The following is a 15,189-nucleotide window of genomic DNA, read 5'->3' on the forward strand; positions in this document are numbered from 1 at the left end:
CGGGAGGGAGGTGCCTCCAGGGGGTTGCAGAAACGTTCTAGCGCAAGGTGAGCAGCGCTTCGATGGTCACCGCGACGCCGTCCTCGTTGTTGCTCAGCGTCTGGAACGTCGTGGCCTCCCGCACTTCCGGGTGCGCGTTGGCCATCGCGTACGAGGTGCCCGCCCACGTCAGCATCTCCAGGTCGTTCGGCATGTCCCCGAACGCCACGACCTCCTCCGAGGCGATACCCCGCTCGGCACAGCAGTGCGCCAGCGTGCCCGCCTTGCTCACCCCGCGTCCGCTGACCTCCAGCAGGGCCGTCGGGCTGGAGCGGGTGAACTCCGCGAACTCCCCGGCAGCCCGGCGTGCGAGCTGGAGGAAGGCGTCCGGGTCCAGCTCCGGGTGGTGGACGAGGAGCTTGAGCACGGGCTGATCCGCGTCGCGCCCGCCCTCCCCGAGCAGCTTCCCGATCGGCGCCACCTCCGCGCCCGGGTCCTCGAAGAACGGCGGGTACGCCGGCTCGTAGTGGAAGCCGCCCGCCCGTTCCACGGCGAACGCCACCCCGGGGGCGACATCGCGCAGCGCGCCGACCACGGCCATCGCGGCCCACGGACTCAGCTCCCGCACCTCGACGATCTCCCGCCCCCGGTGCAGGTCGACCACGGCGGCGCCGTTCGCGCAGATGGCCAGCCCGTGGCCGTGTACGTGCTCGCTGACCACGTCCATCCAGCGCGCCGGGCGCCCGGTGACGAAGAAGACCTCGATCCCCGCCTTCTCCGCGGCGGCCAACGCCGCGACGGTGCGCTCGGACACCGACTTGTCGTCGTGCAGGAGCGTTCCGTCCAGGTCCGTCGCGATGAGCCGGGGCGCGCGAGGGGGCAGCGGAAGACGACGGAACGTAGCGGCAGCATCAGTCACGGTGACCATCATCCCGCACCGACCGCACATTCGGGCACCGCCCTGCCCGTTCGAGCTCCGAGCCGTCACCGGGACACCAACGGTCACCCCCGGCCCGCGCTCCGTGCCGGCCCGTGCCCGGGTTCCGGCGCCCGGGCACGGTACGCGTACGGAGAGCACCGTGCCGTCCTCTGCGCCCCGACGGCCGGCGCCCCGGCCGGGCCGTCGGGGCCGCCGGGCGTCGTCGTAGGCTCGGGCCCATGAGCCTGCGTCTGAGCACCGCGATCCTGCCCGTCGACCGCTGGCACGAGGCGGGGGGCGCGAAGTGGCGGCGGGCCGAAGAGCTCGGTTTCCACACCGCTTACACCTACGATCACCTCTCCTGGCGGGTGCCGTTCCGGGACGGGCCCTGGTTCGGGGCCGTGCCCACGCTCACCGCCGCGGCGACGGTCACCGAGCGACTGCGCCTGGGCACCCTCGTCACCTCGCCCAACTTCCGGCACCCGGTGACCCTCGCCAAGGAGCTCATCTCGCTCGACGACGTCTCCGGGGGCCGGATCACGCTGGGCATCGGCGCGGGGACCAACGGCTTCGACGCGACGGCGCTGGGGCAGGAGCCCTGGTCGCCCCGGGAGCGCGCCGACCGCTTCGCCGAGTTCGTCGGGCTCCTCGACCGGCTGCTCACCGAGGACGCCGTGTCCGCCAAGGGGGCCCACTACGCCGCCGACGAGGCCCGGAACATCCCCGGCTGCGTGCAGCGGCCCCGGCTGCCGTTCGCGGTGGCCGCGACCGGCCCGCGCGGCCTGCGCCTGGCCGCCCGGCACGGGCAGGCGTGGGTGACCACCGGCGATCCCAAGCTGTTCGCGGACGGCACGCCGGAGCAGTCGCTGGCGGCACTGCGCGGTCAGCTCGACCGGCTGGCCGAGGCCTGCGCCGGGGTGGGGCGGGACGTGGCGGAGCTGGACAAGGTCCTGCTCACGGGCTTCACCCCGGAGGCCAACACGCCCTTCGATTCCGTGGACGCCTTCGTGGACTTCGCCGGGCGCCATGCGCGGCTCGGCTTCACCGAGCTCGTCCTCCACTGGCCGATCCCCGACTCCCCGTTCGCCGTGGAGCAGGGCGTGTTCGAGAAGATCGCCACCGAGGCCCTGCCTCAACTCGGCTGAGGCCCCGGCTGCGGGCTACCCCGTCCCCAGGGTGAGGGGCGGGGTCGGTGAGAGGATGCGCGCATGACAGGCGGCTACCTCCGGTTCCAGTGCACGACGCCCAATGACCGGGGCGTCCTCCCGGGCATCTTCTTCGCGGTGAACGGGCTGGCCCGCGAGGGCCGGCTCACCGCCGAGCAGGAGGAGTTCCGGCGGACGACGAACGCCTGGTACGACGCCGCCTACACCACCCCGACCGATGTCGATCCCACCGTCTACGACCCTGCGGTGAACCCCGGCGCCGTGGCCTGGTTCAAGCCCACGGCCCGCCATCTGCTGGACCGGATCGGCGGTTATCTCGACATCCTCGACGCACACGGCGTGCCCTACGTCCGCCTGGAGTCCGCCGACCCCGGGCGCGTCGTGTACGAGGACGAGGACCAGATCGTCGTCATCCCGCATCCGGAACCCTGAGCCTCGTGCCGCCCGGCCCCCGCCCGACGGCCCGGGGCGGTCAGCCCGGGAGGTTCAGGCGGGCGGCGGCGCGCAGGAGGCGTGGGGAGAGGCGCGAGAGGGCCCGCACCACCCTGGCCTCCGGAGTGACCGGAACGACCGCCTGGTTGCGGACGACAGCCTTCAGGACGGCGTCGGCCACCTTCTCCGGGGCGTAGTCGCGCCGGGCGTACAGCCGGGCGGCCTTCTCCCGGCGGCGCTGCTGCTCCTCCTCGCCCACGCCGACGAACCGGGACGTGGCCGTGATGTTGGTGTTGACGACGCCGGGGCATATGGCGGTGACGCCGATGCCCCGGCCGGCCAGCTCGGCGCGCAGTGACTCCGTCAGCATGAGGACGGCGGCCTTGGAGGTGCTGTAGGCGGGCAGCGCGGTGGAGGGCAGGAACGCGGCGGCGGAGGCGGTGTTGACGATGTGGCCGCCCTGCCCGCGCTCGGCCATCTGCCGGCCGAAGAGGCGGCAGCCGTGGATGACACCCCACAGGTTGACGTCGAGCAGCCGCCGCCAGTCCTCCGCGGTGGTGTCCAGCAGGGGGCCGGCGACGCCCACGCCCGCGTTGTTGACCAGGACGTCGACGACCCCGTGCTCCGCGGCGACCTTGGTGGCCAACTTCTCCATGGCCTGCTCGTCGGCGACGTCCACCTCCTCGGGCCACGCTTCCTGGGCGCCGACCAGCCTGGCCGTCTCCGCCGTGCGGGCGGCGCCTTCGGCGTCCCGGTCCACCGCGATGACCCGGGCGCCCGCCTCGGCGAAGGACAGCGCCACCGCGCGGCCGATGCCGCTGGCCGCACCCGTGACCAGCACGAGCTGCCCCCCGAAGCGGTCCGCGTAGGGGCCCTGGGCCCTCGCCTCGTCTCCCGGGCCCGCGGTGGAACCCTCGTGCTCGGTGACGAACGCGGCGATCCAGGAAGCCAGTTGGTCGGGACGAGTCCGGGGAACCCAGTGCCGGACGGGGAGGGTGCGCCGGGTGAGCCGCGGCGCCCACAGCTCCAGCCCGTCGTAGAGGGCGGGGGAGAGATAGGGGTCGCGGGTGGGCACGACGAGCTGAACCGGCACGTGGGCGTAGGCGTCGGTGCGTGGGCGGCGGACCCGGTGGCCGTTGTCGCGGTAGAGCCAGATGCCGTGGACGGCGTCCTGGCGGAGGGAGGCCGAGGGGAAGTCGGCGTCGGTGATGCCTTCCGCGCGGCGCACCATGGTGGGCCAGCGCGTGCCCAGCGGGCCGCGCCAGGCCGGCTCGGCCAGGCGCGTGAGCAGGGCGTGGACGTACCAGGACTTGGCCTGTTGCCGCAGGAGTTGGCCGACGTGCCGGGGCGTGGGGCGGGCGCGCCGCTGCCGGATCCAGTGGCCGAGGTGGTCGAGCGACGGGCCGGAGACGGAGGTGAAGGAGGCGACGCGGCCCCGGGTGCGCTGGGCCGTCGCGAACTCCCAGCCCTGCACCGAGCCCCAGTCGTGCCCGACGAGGTGTACCGGGGCGTCGGGGCTCACGGCATCGGCCACGGCCAGGAAGTCCGCCGTGAGCTTCTCCAGGGTGAATCCCCCGTGCAGGGGCCGGGGAGCGGTGGACCGGCCGTGCCCGCGGACGTCGTAGGCGACGACGTGGAATCGGCCGGCCAGCCGCCGGGCGACCGGCCACCACAGCTCCTTGCTGTCCGGGTAGCCGTGCACGAGCACGATCGTCGGCCGGTCGGGGCTGCCCAGCTCGACGAGGCTCAGCCGCACCCCCTCGGCCGTCGTGACCTGGCGCTCGCGTACCTCCGCCGGCAGCCCAGCGCCTCCGCCGTTGCCCATGTGGCCGCTCCTCCCCGTTTCCCGTGGGACGATCCCGTACGACGCTCCCCATACGGCGTTCGCCGTCCGATGCCAGGACAGCCTATGGCGGCACACACCGAGACGAAAGGGCTGTGGATACCGTCGGTAACCCCTACGGTCGGCGGGATGCTCTCCACCCTGAGGCTGATACACCTCCAGCCGTCGAGGCGGACGCCGCGTCTCCGGCGCGCCGATAGCGTCGAGGTGTGACTGTGATCGCGACCCAAAGCCTCACCAAGCGGTATCCCCGGGTGACCGCGCTCGACCGCCTGACCGTCGACATCACACCGGGCGTCACCGGCCTGGTGGGTGCCAACGGCGCGGGCAAATCCACTCTGATCAAGATCCTGCTCGGGCTCTCCCCGGCGACCGAGGGCGGCGCCCGGGTCCTCGGCCTCGACATCGCCACCGAGGGCTCCGCCATCCGGGAGCGCGTCGGCTACATGCCCGAGCACGACTGCCTCCCTCCCGACGTCTCGGCCACGGAGTTCGTCCTCCACATGGCCCGGATGTCCGGGCTGCCGCCCATCGCCGCCCGCGAGCGCACCGCCGACACCCTCCGGCACGTCGGCCTCTACGAGGAGCGCTACCGCCCCATGGGCGGCTATTCGACGGGCATGAAGCAGCGGGTGAAGCTCGCCCAGGCCCTCGTCCACGACCCTGAGCTCGTGCTGCTGGACGAGCCCACCAACGGCCTCGACCCGGTCGGCCGGGACGACATGCTGGCCCTCATCCGGCGCGTCCACACCGACTTCGGCATCTCGGTGCTCGTCACCTCCCACCTGCTCGGCGAGCTGGAGCGCACCTGCGACCACGTCGTCGTCGTGGACGGCGGTCGGCTGCTGCGCTCCTCCGCCACGACCGAGTTCACCCAGGCCACGGCCGCCCTCGCCGTCGAGGTCACCGACACCGACGCCCACCCCGACGGCGGCGCCGCCCTGCTGGCAGCCCTCCGGGCCGCGGGGCTGACCGCCCGGCCGGCCGGGGCCGAGAACGGCCTGCCCGGTGCCGGACACGTCCTCCTCGTGGACCTCGCCCGCGCCGGGGACGGCCCGGGCGGCGCGGCCGGGGGCGACCAGGACGCCGAGGCCACCTACGACCTCGTGCGGGACGCCGTCGCCGACCTCGGCCTCGGACTCGTCCGCATGGAACAGCGCCGCCACCGCATCGCCGAGGTCTTCCAGAGCCACGACAGCGACCCGAAGGGAGGCAGCGGCCATGCAGACTGAGCACCCCCACCGGCCCGGCGGGACGCAGAACGCCACCACCGCGCACGCCGCCAGCATCCACGACATCGGCTACCGGAACTACGAGGGCGCCCGGCTCGGCCGCGCCTACGCCCGGCGCTCGCTGTTCGCGCAGTCGCTGCGCGGCGCCTACGGCCTGGGCCGGTCGGCCAAGTCCAAGATCACGCCGATGATCCTGTTCGGCATCATGTGCGCGCCGGCGCTCATCGTCGTCGCCGTGGCCATCACCACCGACCTGAACGACCTCCCGGTGGACTACCGCGAGTACGCCGGATACCTTGCGCCCGTCCTCGGCCTGTACCTGGCGGCCATGGCCCCGCAGTCCGTCTCCCGCGACCTGCGCTTCCACACGGTGCCGCTGTACTTCTCCCGGCCGATCGAGCGGGTCGACTACGTCCTGGCCAAGTACGCGGCCATGGCCTCGGCACTGCTCGTCTTCACCACGGCGCCGCTGCTGATCCTGTACGTGGGCGCGCTGCTGGGCGAGCTGGACTTCGGGGAGCAGACGGCCGACCTCGCCCTCGGGTTCGTCTCCGTGGCCGTGCTCTCCGTCCTCTACGCCGGGATCGGGCTCGTCATCGCCGCCCTCACCCCCCGCCGGGGATTCGGCGTCGCCGCGATCATCGGCGTGCTGACGGTGCCCTACTTCGCGGTGTCCACGCTCCAGTTCATCGCGGACAACGGGAACAACGCCGACGCCGTCGGCTGGCTCGGCCTCGCCTCGCCCGGCACCCTGGTGTCCGGATTCCAGGCCAAGTTCCTGGGGGCGCCCTCCGACTTCCCCGGCGCCGTCGTCCCCTCCCACGCCGCGGGCGCCTGCTACCTCCTCCTCGTCCTCGCCCTCGTGGCCGGCTCCTACGCCGTCCTGATGGCCCGTTACCGGAAGGCCGGACTGTGAGCACGATCCGCATCGACCACGTCTCACGCTGGTTCGGCAACGTCGTCGCCGTCAACGACGTGACGATGGAAGTGGGCCCCGGAGTCACCGGGCTGCTCGGCCCCAACGGAGCCGGGAAGTCGACGCTCATCGCCATGATGGGGGGCTTCCTCGCCCCCTCCGTCGGCACCGTCACCCTCGACGGCGCCGCCGTCTGGCGCAACGAGGGGGCCTACCGGGAGATCGGCATCGTCCCCGAGCGGGAGGCGATGTACGACTTCCTCACCGGCGAGGAGTTCGTGCTCGCCAACGCCGAGCTGCACGGCCTGCGCGACCCGGGCGCCGCCGCTCGGCGCGCCCTGGCCACCGTGGAGATGGAGTACGCCCAGACCCGCCGCATCGACACCTACAGCAAGGGCATGCGGCAGCGGGTCAAGATGGCCTCCGCCCTCGTCCACGAGCCCTCCGTGCTCCTCCTGGACGAGCCGTTCAACGGCATGGACCCGCGGCAGCGCATGCAGCTCATGGAGCTGCTGCGGCGCATGGGCGACGACGGCCGCACCGTGCTGTTCTCCTCGCACATCCTGGAGGAGGTCGAGCAGCTCGCCTCGCACATCGAGGTGATCGTCGCGGGACGCCACGCCGCGAGCGGCGACTTCCGCCGCATCCGCCGGCTGATGACCGACCGCCCGCACCGCTACCTGGTCCGTTCCAGCGACGACCGGGCGCTGGCCTCGGCCCTCATCGCCGACGCCTCGACGACGGGCGTCCAGTTCGACCAGAGCGAGCGTGCCCTGCGCGTGCAGGCCGTGGACTTCGAACGCTTCACCCGTGAGCTGCCCCGCATCGCCCGCGCCCACGACATCCGGCTCCTGACCGTCTCGCCCTCCGACGAGTCGCTGGAGTCCGTCTTCGCCTATCTGGTCTCGGCCTAGCAAGGAGCCCGCGAGATGTACGACCCCACCGTCGCCCGGCTCACCTACCGGGCGCTGCTCGGCCGACGCCGGGCCGCCCTGCTGAGCCTTCTCCCGGCACTGCTGCTGCTCATCGCCGTGGCCGTGCGACTCATGGACCTCGCCGACGACGAGGTGGCCGTGGAACTGCTGCGGGGCTTCGCCCTCGCCACGATGGTCCCGCTCATCGGCGTCATCGCCGGAACGGGCGCCATCGGCCCCGAGATCGACGACGGCTCCATCGTCTATCTGCTCTCCAAGCCGGTGAAGCGGAGCACGGTCATCACCACGAAGCTGTATGTGGCCGTCGCCGTCACGATGACGTTCTCGGCCGTCCCGATCCTGCTGGCGGGGCTCATCCTCGTCGGGGGAAGCCAGCAGATCGCCGTCGCCTTCGCCATCGCGGCCGTGGTGGCCTCCATCGCCTACAGCGCCCTGTTCCTCCTGCTGGGCACCGTCACCCGGCACGCCGTCGTGTTCGGCCTCGTCTACGCGCTGCTCTGGGAGGCGTTGTTCGGCTCCTTCGTGCCCGGCGCCCGTGCCCTGAGTGTCCAGCAGTGGGGTCTGTCCGTCGCCGAGGAGGTGGTGGGCAGCGGCGCCGGCGTCACGGCTGAGGTCGGCCTCGGCGTGGCAGCGGTCCTCCTCACGGCGGTGACGGCGCTGGGTACCTGGTACGCCGCGCGGCGGCTCAAGGTGCTGACGCTGACCGGAGAGGAGTGAGCTTGCGCCGGTTTCACGTGAAACCGGCGCAAGCATCCGGCCATCACTGACCGGCCATCAGGAGTAGCGTCCGTGACGGTCATCGGCCTCCGCCGTTATACGCGGCGGATCTGCTCCCTCCTCGTTGGGATGTACGCCGATGACCACTCCCTCCTCCGCCACGCGGAACCGCTCCGCCGGCCGCGCCCTGACCGGTGCCGTACTCGCCGCCGCCCTCGGCCTCGCCTCGGCGCCCGGGGCCCTCGCCCTCGACTCGCCCGCCGCCTCCGGCGCCCTGATCGGGAAGCCCGTCAAGGCCAAGCCGCTGCCCGTCGGCGACCCGTCCGACGCCACCGCGGGGGAGGCCGCGGCTGCGCAGAAGGACGGTTGGCGGCAGGGCGACCTCCGTCTCGACGCCAGCCAGAACGCCGCGGTCGAGGCCTTCCTGAACCGTGCGGCGAAGGCCGAGAAGACCATCAGCCCCCAGATCCGTACCGTCGCGGCGTGGACCGGTGCCGAGCTCGTCGGCTTCGACTACCGGCTGAAGTCCGAGGAGTCCACGAAGCGCAAGATCGCCACCTGGCTCAAGGACGACCCGAACCAGACCGTGCACGAGGCCCTGGACGACCTCAACGACTCCGTGCGCTACACCCTCGTGTGGCAGGACGGGGAGTACACCGAGGGCGCCCGCGAGGCCTCGCACATGCTCGTCCACTGGGGTCACGACAGCGTGCGCTGGGCCAACACGTGGAAGAACCGCACCGGCTACAAGGCCATCAACGCGGCGTGGAAGGACCCCATGTGGGGCCACAAGTTCGAGGTCCAGCTCCACACCCCGGCGAGCAAGTGGGCAGCCGAGCTGACCCACCCGCTGTACGAGGAGTTGCGCCTGCCCAGCACCTCTCCCGAGCGCAAGGCCGAACTCGCCGCGGAGCAGGCCCGGATCTTCGCCGCCGTGCCGGTGCCGGCCGGGGCGGCGGAGCTGAAGGCCCCCGAGTTCACCCGTCCGCCCCGGGTGCCACAGCCCGCGTGACCCGGTCCGCGTGACCCGGCCGGCGTGACGGGCGCCCGTCCCCCGGCCCTCAAGACCCGACCTCGTGCATCCGGCTCCCGTGAACCCCGGGCACGTCAGCCGGGCACCTCAGCCGGGGCGCGCACCTCGGCCGCCGCACTCAGCGGCCGAGGTGCGCCCCGCCGTTGACCTGGATGACCTGGCCGGTGATGTGCCCGGCGGAGTGCGAGGCCAGCCAGTGCAGCGTCTCGGCCACGTCGCCCGGCGTGCCCGGACGGCCGTTGAAGGTCTCGTCGACCAGCCGTTCGTGGCGCTCGCGCGGCAGCCCCTCGCCGAAGAACTCGGTCGACTCCACGTAGCCGGGCGCCACCACGTTCACGGTGACGCCGCGGGGGCCCAGTGTCCGGGCCAGGTCGAAGGCGTACGGGTGCAGCGCGGCCTTGCTCGCCGCGTAGGCGCCGGAGCCCGAGCCGCGATAGGCCGCGATGGAGCTGAGGAACAACACCCGGCCGCCGGGGGAGGCGAGCCGGTCCCGCAGGGCCTCGGTGAGCAGGACGGCCGTCAGCGTGTTGAGCCGGAAGTTCAGCGTCCAGTCGTGCTCGGCCGAGGCCACCGGATCCTCGCGGTCCAGGCCCTCGGGCTCGGACTCCAGGCGGCCGTTGCCGCCCGCGCTGTGCACGAGGACGTCGACGGCGCCGCACTCCTCCGCCACCGTCCGGGCGAGCCGCCGGGCGCCCTCCGCCGTGGCGAGGTCCGCCGGCACGGCCAGGGCCCCGGGTACCTGGGCGGCCGCCTGCTCCAGCACCTCGCCGCGCCGCCCCGCCAGGACCACCTGGTCGCCCTCGGCCGCGAAGCACCGGGCCGTCGCCAGGCCGATGCCGCTGCCGCCACCGCTGATCACCACTGTGCGCGTCATGGCGCGAGCGTAACGTCACGCAGCGGAGGACGCGTGGCGGTTCCTACGCTCCGGGGACGCCGCCGTCGAGCAGACGCTCCAGCACGAGGGCGATGCCGTCGTCCTCGTTGGAGGCGGTGACCTCGTCGGCCACCTCGATCAGCTCGGCGTGCGCCCCCGCCATCGCGACGCCGTAGCCCGCCCACGCGAACATGGGGGCGTCGTTGGGCATGTCGCCGAAGGCGATGGTCTCCGCACCGCGCACCCCCAGCCGACGGCCCGCGAGGGAGAGCCCGGTGGCCTTGGTGAGCCCCGGCGGCAGCAGCTCGACGATCCCCGGGCCCGCCATGGTGACGCCGACCAGCGCGCCCACCGTCTGCCGGACGAGCTTGGTGAGGACGTCGTCCGACAGGCGCGGGTGCTGGAGGTAGAGCTTGCTGAGCGGCGCGGCCCACAGCGCGTCCCGTTCCGGGCACGGCAGCACCGGCAGGGGGCCCTCCTGGACCCGGTAGCCGGTCTCCACCAGGACGTCGCCGTCCAGCCCGTCCCGGGCGGCGGCCAGCAGGAGGGGGCCGGTCTCGGCCTCGATCCGCTCGACCGCGTGCCGGGCGAGCCGGCGGTCCAGGGTGACGGAGGTCAGCAGCCGGTGCTCGCCCGCGTGGTAGACCTGCCCGCCCTGGCCGCAGACGGCCAGCCCCCGGTAGTCCAGGGCGTCCAGGATGTGGCGCGCCCAGGGCACCGAGCGGCCGGTGACGACGAGGTGCGCGGCGCCGGCGTCCGTGGCGGCGGTCAGCGCCTTCCGGGTGCGGGGCGAGATCGTCTCGTCCCCGCGGAGCAGGGTGCCGTCGAGGTCCGTCGCCACCAGCCGGTAGGGGAAGCTCACGAGGCGACGGGCTCCAGCAGCTCCCGGCCGCCCAGGTAGGGGCGGAGGGCCTCCGGCACCCGCACCGAGCCGTCGGCCTGCTGGTGGTTCTCCAGCAGCGCCACGATGGTGCGGGGGACGGCGCACAGCGTGCCGTTGAGTGTGGCCAGCGGTCGCACCTGCTTGCCGTCGCGCATCCGCACCGACAGCCGGCGGGCCTGGAACTCGTCGCAGTTGGAGGTGGAGGTGAGCTCGCGGTACTTGCCCTGGGTGGGGATCCAGGCCTCGCAGTCGTACTTACGCGAGGCGGAGGAGCCCAGGTCGCCCGAGGCCACGTCGATGACCTGGAAGGGGAGTTCGAGCGAGGTCAGCCACTGCTTCTCCCACTCCAGCAGGCGGGCGTGCTCGGCCTCGGCCTCCTCCGGGGCGACGAAGGAGAACATCTCCACCTTGTCGAACTGGTGGACCCGGAAGATGCCCCGGGTGTCCTTGCCGTAGGAGCCGGCCTCGCGGCGGAAGCAGGGCGAGAAGCCCGCGTAGCGCAGCGGGAGCCGGGAGGCGTCCAGGATCTCGTCCATGTGATAGCCCGCGAGCGCGACCTCGGAGGTGCCGACGAGGTAGAGCTCGTCCTTCTCCAGGTGGTAGACGTCCTGCGCGGCCTGGCCGAGGAAGCCGGTGCCCTCCATGGCACGCGGCTTGACCAACGCCGGCGTCAGCACGGGGGTGAAGCCGGCCGCGGTGGCCTGCGCGATGGCCGCGTTGACCAGGGCCAGTTCGAGCAGGGCTCCGACGCCGGTGAGGTAGTAGAAGCGCGAACCGGACACCTTCGCGCCACGCTCGACGTCGATGGCGCCGAGGAGCTGGCCCAGCTCCAGGTGGTCCTTGGGCTCGAAGCCCTCGGCCGCGAAGTCCCGGGCGGTGCCGATCGTCTCCAGCACGGTGAAGTCGTCCTCACCGCCGACGGGGACGTCGGGGTGGACGAGGTTGCCGAGGCGGCCCAGCAGCTCCTGCGTCAGGCCCGCGGCCTCGTCCTGTTCGGCGTCCGCGGCCTTGACGGCGGCCGAGAGCTCGGCGGCCTTCTTCAGCAGCTCGGCCTTCTCCTCGCCGGTGGCCTTGGGGATGAGCTTGCCGAGCTGCTTCTGCTCGGAGCGCAACGCGTCGAAGCGGGCGCTGGAGGACCTGCGCCGCTCGTCGGCGGCCAGGAGCGAGTCGACGACGTCGACGTCCTCGCCTCGGGCGCGCTGGGAGGCGCGCACACGGTCTGGGTCCTCACGAAGCAGGCGAAGGTCAATCACCCCCCCAGGCTACCGGGGTGTGGAAGGGGAGCTCTAACCGATATCCCGTTTGGTGGTTCTATGCCCCTTTTGATCGTCTTTGCCGATCGCGAGCGAAGGGAATTCCGCCGTGTTCGCCACAGGCTTATCCACAGGTCACGGGGGGTCGGCAAAGATATCCACAGGGTGTTCGCGTCTGCTGTGGAAATGATCGGAACAGGTTTGAGGCGGGGAATCCTGGGTGTGGCGAGGGCTGCCACGCGGGGGCACTTCGGACAATTCGTCGGTCAAACTCGAAACCCCTACCCGAAAGAGGGGTACGGCTGTGACGCGCCTCACGGTGAAGTGTGCTGCGCCGTCGCCGCGTTGACTCTGCCGCCACCGAGCCGGGCCGTGCCCGCCCGTCACCATCGCACTCGGGTCGACTTATACACAGGAGAATGCCCCCAGCCTGTGGATAACTTGGCCCCCCGGCCTGTTTCCCCGTCGGTCCCCGGACGTTTCCCACTGCGTTCCGCAACCTTCGACGACCTTCGACGACCTTCGACGACCGCCGACGACCGCCGACGACCGGCGGCGGCTCAGCCGCGGCCGTCCATACAGCGCAGCACCCAGTCCGCGGCGGCTGTGAAATCCGCGTCCGTCGTGCCCTGCTCCAGCGTGGGCCGCACCGCGTCGGCGCGCGGGTACGAACCCAGGAACCGCACCTCGCGGCAGGAGCGCCGGAGCCCCATCAACACGTCGGCCACCCTGCGGTCCTGGATGTGCCCCTCGCAGTCCACCGAGAAGCAGTACCGGCCGATGCCCTCGCCCGTGGGCCGCGACTCGATGCGCATCATGTTGACTCCGCGCGACGAGTACTCGTGCAGCAGCTCCAGCAGCGCGCCCGGGTGGTCCTTGCGCAGCCACATCACCACCGACGTCTTGTCCGCGCCGGTCGGGGCGGCGGGACGCGCCGGGCGGCCGACGAGCACGAACCGCGTCACCGCGTTCTCGGCGTCGTGGATGTCCGTGACGAGCGCCTCCAGCCCGTAGGTGGCCGCCGCGAACTCCCCGGCGAAGGCCGCGTCGTACCGTCCCTCGCGCACCAGCCGCGCGCCGTCCGCGTTCGACGCGGCCGACTCCCAGACCGCCTCCGGCAGCTTGGCCGCCAGCCAGTTGCGCACCTGCGGCTGGGCCACCGGGTGCCCCGTGACCGTCCTGACGTCCTCCAGCGCGGTACCCGGCCGCACCAGCAGCGCGAACGCGATCGGCAGCAGCACCTCGCGGTAGATCATCAGCGGCTCGCCGGACGCCAGCTCGTCCAGCGTGGCCGTGACACCGCCCTCCACCGAGTTCTCGATGGGCACGAGAGCCCCGGCGGCCTCCCCGGCCCGCACGGCGTCCAGGGCGGCGGCCACCGAGACCATCGGCACGAGCTGCCGGGTGGCGGCCTCCGGCAGGGAGCGCAGGGCCGCCTCGGTGAAGGTTCCCTCGGGGCCCAGATAGGTGTAGCGGCTGGCAGGTGACATGTCGCAACAGTAGGCGCATCCGGGCGCCCCGCGCCCCGCCGTCTCACCCGAGCCACACCGGACGCGCCCTCCCGCCGGGGCCGGACGCGCCCTCCCGCCGGGCCGGAGGGGGCGGCCGACCGCGGCCGGGCTCAGCCCTCCAGCAGCGGCTGGGCCACGTACTCGCCCTCCGCCGGCGCCGGCGGGACGGCGAACAGGGCGCTGGCCTCGTGCCGGATGAACTCGGACAACGCGTCGCCGCGGTCCAGCTTCCGCTGCACCGGCACGAAGCCCCGCAGCGGGTCCGACTGCCAGGCGACGAACAGCAGACCGGCGTCCACCGTGCCGTCAGGGCGCTGCCCGTCCTGGTAGGAGTACGACCGCCGCAGCATCGCGGCGCCGCCGTTCGTCTCCGGCGCCGAGACACGGACGTGCGCGTTCGCCGCGACGGCGAGTTCGCCCCCGGCCGTGCGCTTCTCCAGGTCCACGGGCGTCGTCTCGCGGCCCCCGGACAGTGGCGCGCCGTCGGACTTCCGGCGGCCGATCACCTTCTCCTGCCCGTCGAGCGGCAGCTCGTCCCACGCGTCCAGCAGCATCCGGATGCGCCGGACGACGGCGTAGGAGCCGTCGGCCATCCACGCGGGGTGGCGGCCGTCCCCGCCCTCCCGGGGCACGAAGACCCGGGCGTCGAAGTCCGGATCGCCGGGCCTGGGGTTGTTCGTGCCGTCCACCTGGCCCATGAGGTTGCGCTGCGACCGGGGCTCGGCGGTCGCGCCGGGGGTCCGGTTGAAGCCGGTCATGTGCCAGCGGACGCGGGCGGCGTCGCCCGCCTGTCGCCGGACGAGGCGCAGCGCGTCGAAGGCCACCAGGGCGTCGTCGGCGGCGATCTGCACCCACAGGTCGCCGTCGGAGCGCCGCCGGTCGAGCGCGTCGGCGGAGAAGGCGGGCAGCGGGGCGAGCGCGGCGGGACGGGCGTCGGCCAGCCCGGTGCGGTCGAAGAAGGTCGCGCCGAGTCCGAAGGTGATCGTCAGAGCCGACGGTCCGGCGTCCAGTGCGATACCGGTGGGCGTCGCGTCCCCGTCCTGCGGCGTCCGGCCCGCCATGAGCGTGGCGGCCGTCCGCGACCAGCGCCGCAGCAGCGCCGCCGCCTCCCGCCGCCCGGCGCCGGGCGCCAGGTCGAAGGCCACCAGGTGACCGTGGGCCTGTAGCGGTTCGACGATGCCGGGCTGCCGCCGGCCGTGGAAGGCGTACTCGGTGCCGCCGACGCTGTTCAACGCCGTCGGCGGCTCCGGTCGCGTGGCCGCGTGCCCGAACACCCCGCCGGCCGCCCCGGCCGCCAGGCCGACCGCCCCCGCGGCGCCCGTCGTGCCGAGCAGCCGCCGCCGGGAGACGCCCGGAGAGACAGCCGGACAGGCGGGGGGAGAGGCGGTGGGAGAGGCCGCGGAGGAGGCGCTGCCGGCCCGGTCCCGCGCGGCGCCCTCGTCGATGTCGTCGTGCGCGGGGGAGTCCCCGCCTGCGTCGTGTGACTGGTTCATGAG

Annotated in this window: 14 protein-coding genes; 7 read left to right on the forward strand and 7 right to left on the reverse strand. The window is 73.1% G+C overall.

The features are described 5' to 3' along the window. Nucleotides 1–37: 37 nt before the first annotated feature. Nucleotides 38–907: a Cof-type HAD-IIB family hydrolase gene (locus tag HPT28_RS16995; protein ID WP_219091952.1), complete on the reverse strand. Its 870-nt coding sequence runs from the start codon at nucleotides 905–907 to the stop codon at nucleotides 38–40. 230 nt (nucleotides 908–1,137) lie between these two features. Between HPT28_RS16995 and HPT28_RS17000 the strand changes: the two genes are divergently transcribed. Then, nucleotides 1,138–2,043, forward strand: a complete 906-nt coding sequence (locus tag HPT28_RS17000) for an LLM class flavin-dependent oxidoreductase (protein ID WP_219091953.1) — start codon at nucleotides 1,138–1,140, stop codon at nucleotides 2,041–2,043. A gap of 63 nt (nucleotides 2,044–2,106) precedes the next feature. Next, nucleotides 2,107–2,496 carry a hypothetical protein gene (locus HPT28_RS17005; RefSeq protein ID WP_219091954.1) on the forward strand — a complete coding sequence of 130 codons (390 nt, stop codon included), beginning with the start codon at nucleotides 2,107–2,109 and terminating at the stop codon, nucleotides 2,494–2,496. A gap of 40 nt (nucleotides 2,497–2,536) precedes the next feature. Here the strand turns inward: HPT28_RS17005 and HPT28_RS17010 are convergent, their stop codons facing one another. Beyond that, on the reverse strand, nucleotides 2,537–4,321 hold the full coding sequence (locus tag HPT28_RS17010; protein ID WP_219091955.1) for an SDR family oxidoreductase: 1,785 nt from the start codon (nucleotides 4,319–4,321) through the stop codon (nucleotides 2,537–2,539). A 233-nt stretch (nucleotides 4,322–4,554) separates the two neighbouring features. Here HPT28_RS17010 and HPT28_RS17015 point away from each other — a divergent pair, with 233 nt between their 5' ends. The 5 genes from HPT28_RS17015 to HPT28_RS17035 all read left to right on the forward strand — a co-directional run bounded on the left by HPT28_RS17015 (nucleotide 4,555) and on the right by HPT28_RS17035 (nucleotide 9,151). Beyond that, nucleotides 4,555–5,571, forward strand: coding sequence for an ABC transporter ATP-binding protein (locus HPT28_RS17015; RefSeq protein ID WP_219091987.1), 1,017 nt, complete (start codon nucleotides 4,555–4,557; stop codon nucleotides 5,569–5,571). Beyond that, complete coding sequence (locus HPT28_RS17020) at nucleotides 5,561–6,487, forward strand: ABC transporter permease (protein WP_219091956.1); 927 nt, start codon at nucleotides 5,561–5,563, stop codon at nucleotides 6,485–6,487. Before HPT28_RS17015 ends, HPT28_RS17020 begins: the two co-directional genes overlap by 11 nt. Continuing rightward, nucleotides 6,484–7,401, forward strand: coding sequence for an ABC transporter ATP-binding protein (locus HPT28_RS17025; protein WP_219091957.1), 918 nt, complete (start codon nucleotides 6,484–6,486; stop codon nucleotides 7,399–7,401). Before HPT28_RS17020 ends, HPT28_RS17025 begins: the two co-directional genes overlap by 4 nt. 15 nt (nucleotides 7,402–7,416) lie before the next feature. Then, entirely contained in the window at nucleotides 7,417–8,139 is a 723-nt protein-coding gene (locus tag HPT28_RS17030) for an ABC transporter permease subunit (RefSeq protein WP_219091958.1), read from the forward strand. 139 nt (nucleotides 8,140–8,278) lie between these two features. Then, nucleotides 8,279–9,151 (forward strand): ATP nucleotide 3'-pyrophosphokinase, encoded by an 873-nt coding sequence (locus tag HPT28_RS17035; protein WP_219091959.1) that lies wholly within the window; start codon nucleotides 8,279–8,281, stop codon nucleotides 9,149–9,151. Between the two features lie 139 nt (nucleotides 9,152–9,290). Here the strand turns inward: HPT28_RS17035 and HPT28_RS17040 are convergent, their stop codons facing one another. From HPT28_RS17040 to efeB, 5 genes are all read right to left on the reverse strand, one after another. Next, on the reverse strand, nucleotides 9,291–10,046 hold the full coding sequence (locus tag HPT28_RS17040) for an SDR family NAD(P)-dependent oxidoreductase (protein ID WP_219091960.1): 756 nt from the start codon (nucleotides 10,044–10,046) through the stop codon (nucleotides 9,291–9,293). Nucleotides 10,047–10,089: 43 nt separating this feature from the next. Then, on the reverse strand, nucleotides 10,090–10,908 hold the full coding sequence (locus HPT28_RS17045) for an HAD family hydrolase (protein WP_219091961.1): 819 nt from the start codon (nucleotides 10,906–10,908) through the stop codon (nucleotides 10,090–10,092). Continuing rightward, complete coding sequence (gene serS / locus HPT28_RS17050) at nucleotides 10,905–12,182, reverse strand: serine--tRNA ligase (protein ID WP_219091962.1); 1,278 nt, start codon at nucleotides 12,180–12,182, stop codon at nucleotides 10,905–10,907. Before serS ends, HPT28_RS17045 begins: the two co-directional genes overlap by 4 nt. A 560-nt stretch (nucleotides 12,183–12,742) precedes the next feature. Further along, nucleotides 12,743–13,672 (reverse strand): prephenate dehydratase, encoded by a 930-nt coding sequence (gene pheA / locus HPT28_RS17055; protein WP_219091963.1) that lies wholly within the window; start codon nucleotides 13,670–13,672, stop codon nucleotides 12,743–12,745. A 131-nt stretch (nucleotides 13,673–13,803) separates the two neighbouring features. Next, entirely contained in the window at nucleotides 13,804–15,186 is a 1,383-nt protein-coding gene (gene efeB, locus HPT28_RS17060) for an iron uptake transporter deferrochelatase/peroxidase subunit (RefSeq protein WP_219091964.1), read from the reverse strand. Between the last annotated feature and the right edge of the window lie 3 nt (nucleotides 15,187–15,189).

It is taken from the genome of Streptomyces sp. JJ38 (assembly GCF_019303475.1).
Classification (GTDB): domain Bacteria; phylum Actinomycetota; class Actinomycetes; order Streptomycetales; family Streptomycetaceae; genus Streptomyces.

What these genes read in the sequence shown, in the direction of transcription:
- HPT28_RS17030 (WP_219091958.1), top strand. Translation starts at nt 7,417, where the DNA reads ATGTACGACCCCACCGTCGCCCGGCTCACCTACCGGGCGCTGCTCGGC.
- pheA (WP_219091963.1), bottom strand. Translation starts at nt 13,672, where the DNA reads ATGTCACCTGCCAGCCGCTACACCTATCTGGGCCCCGAGGGAACCTTC.
- HPT28_RS17040 (WP_219091960.1), bottom strand. Translation starts at nt 10,046, where the DNA reads ATGACGCGCACAGTGGTGATCAGCGGTGGCGGCAGCGGCATCGGCCTG.
- HPT28_RS17035 (WP_219091959.1), top strand. Translation starts at nt 8,279, where the DNA reads ATGACCACTCCCTCCTCCGCCACGCGGAACCGCTCCGCCGGCCGCGCC.
- HPT28_RS16995 (WP_219091952.1), bottom strand. Translation starts at nt 907, where the DNA reads ATGGTCACCGTGACTGATGCTGCCGCTACGTTCCGTCGTCTTCCGCTG.
- HPT28_RS17010 (WP_219091955.1), bottom strand. Translation starts at nt 4,321, where the DNA reads ATGGGCAACGGCGGAGGCGCTGGGCTGCCGGCGGAGGTACGCGAGCGC.
- HPT28_RS17000 (WP_219091953.1), top strand. Translation starts at nt 1,138, where the DNA reads ATGAGCCTGCGTCTGAGCACCGCGATCCTGCCCGTCGACCGCTGGCAC.
- HPT28_RS17020 (WP_219091956.1), top strand. Translation starts at nt 5,561, where the DNA reads ATGCAGACTGAGCACCCCCACCGGCCCGGCGGGACGCAGAACGCCACC.
- HPT28_RS17005 (WP_219091954.1), top strand. Translation starts at nt 2,107, where the DNA reads ATGACAGGCGGCTACCTCCGGTTCCAGTGCACGACGCCCAATGACCGG.
- efeB (WP_219091964.1), bottom strand. Translation starts at nt 15,186, where the DNA reads ATGAACCAGTCACACGACGCAGGCGGGGACTCCCCCGCGCACGACGAC.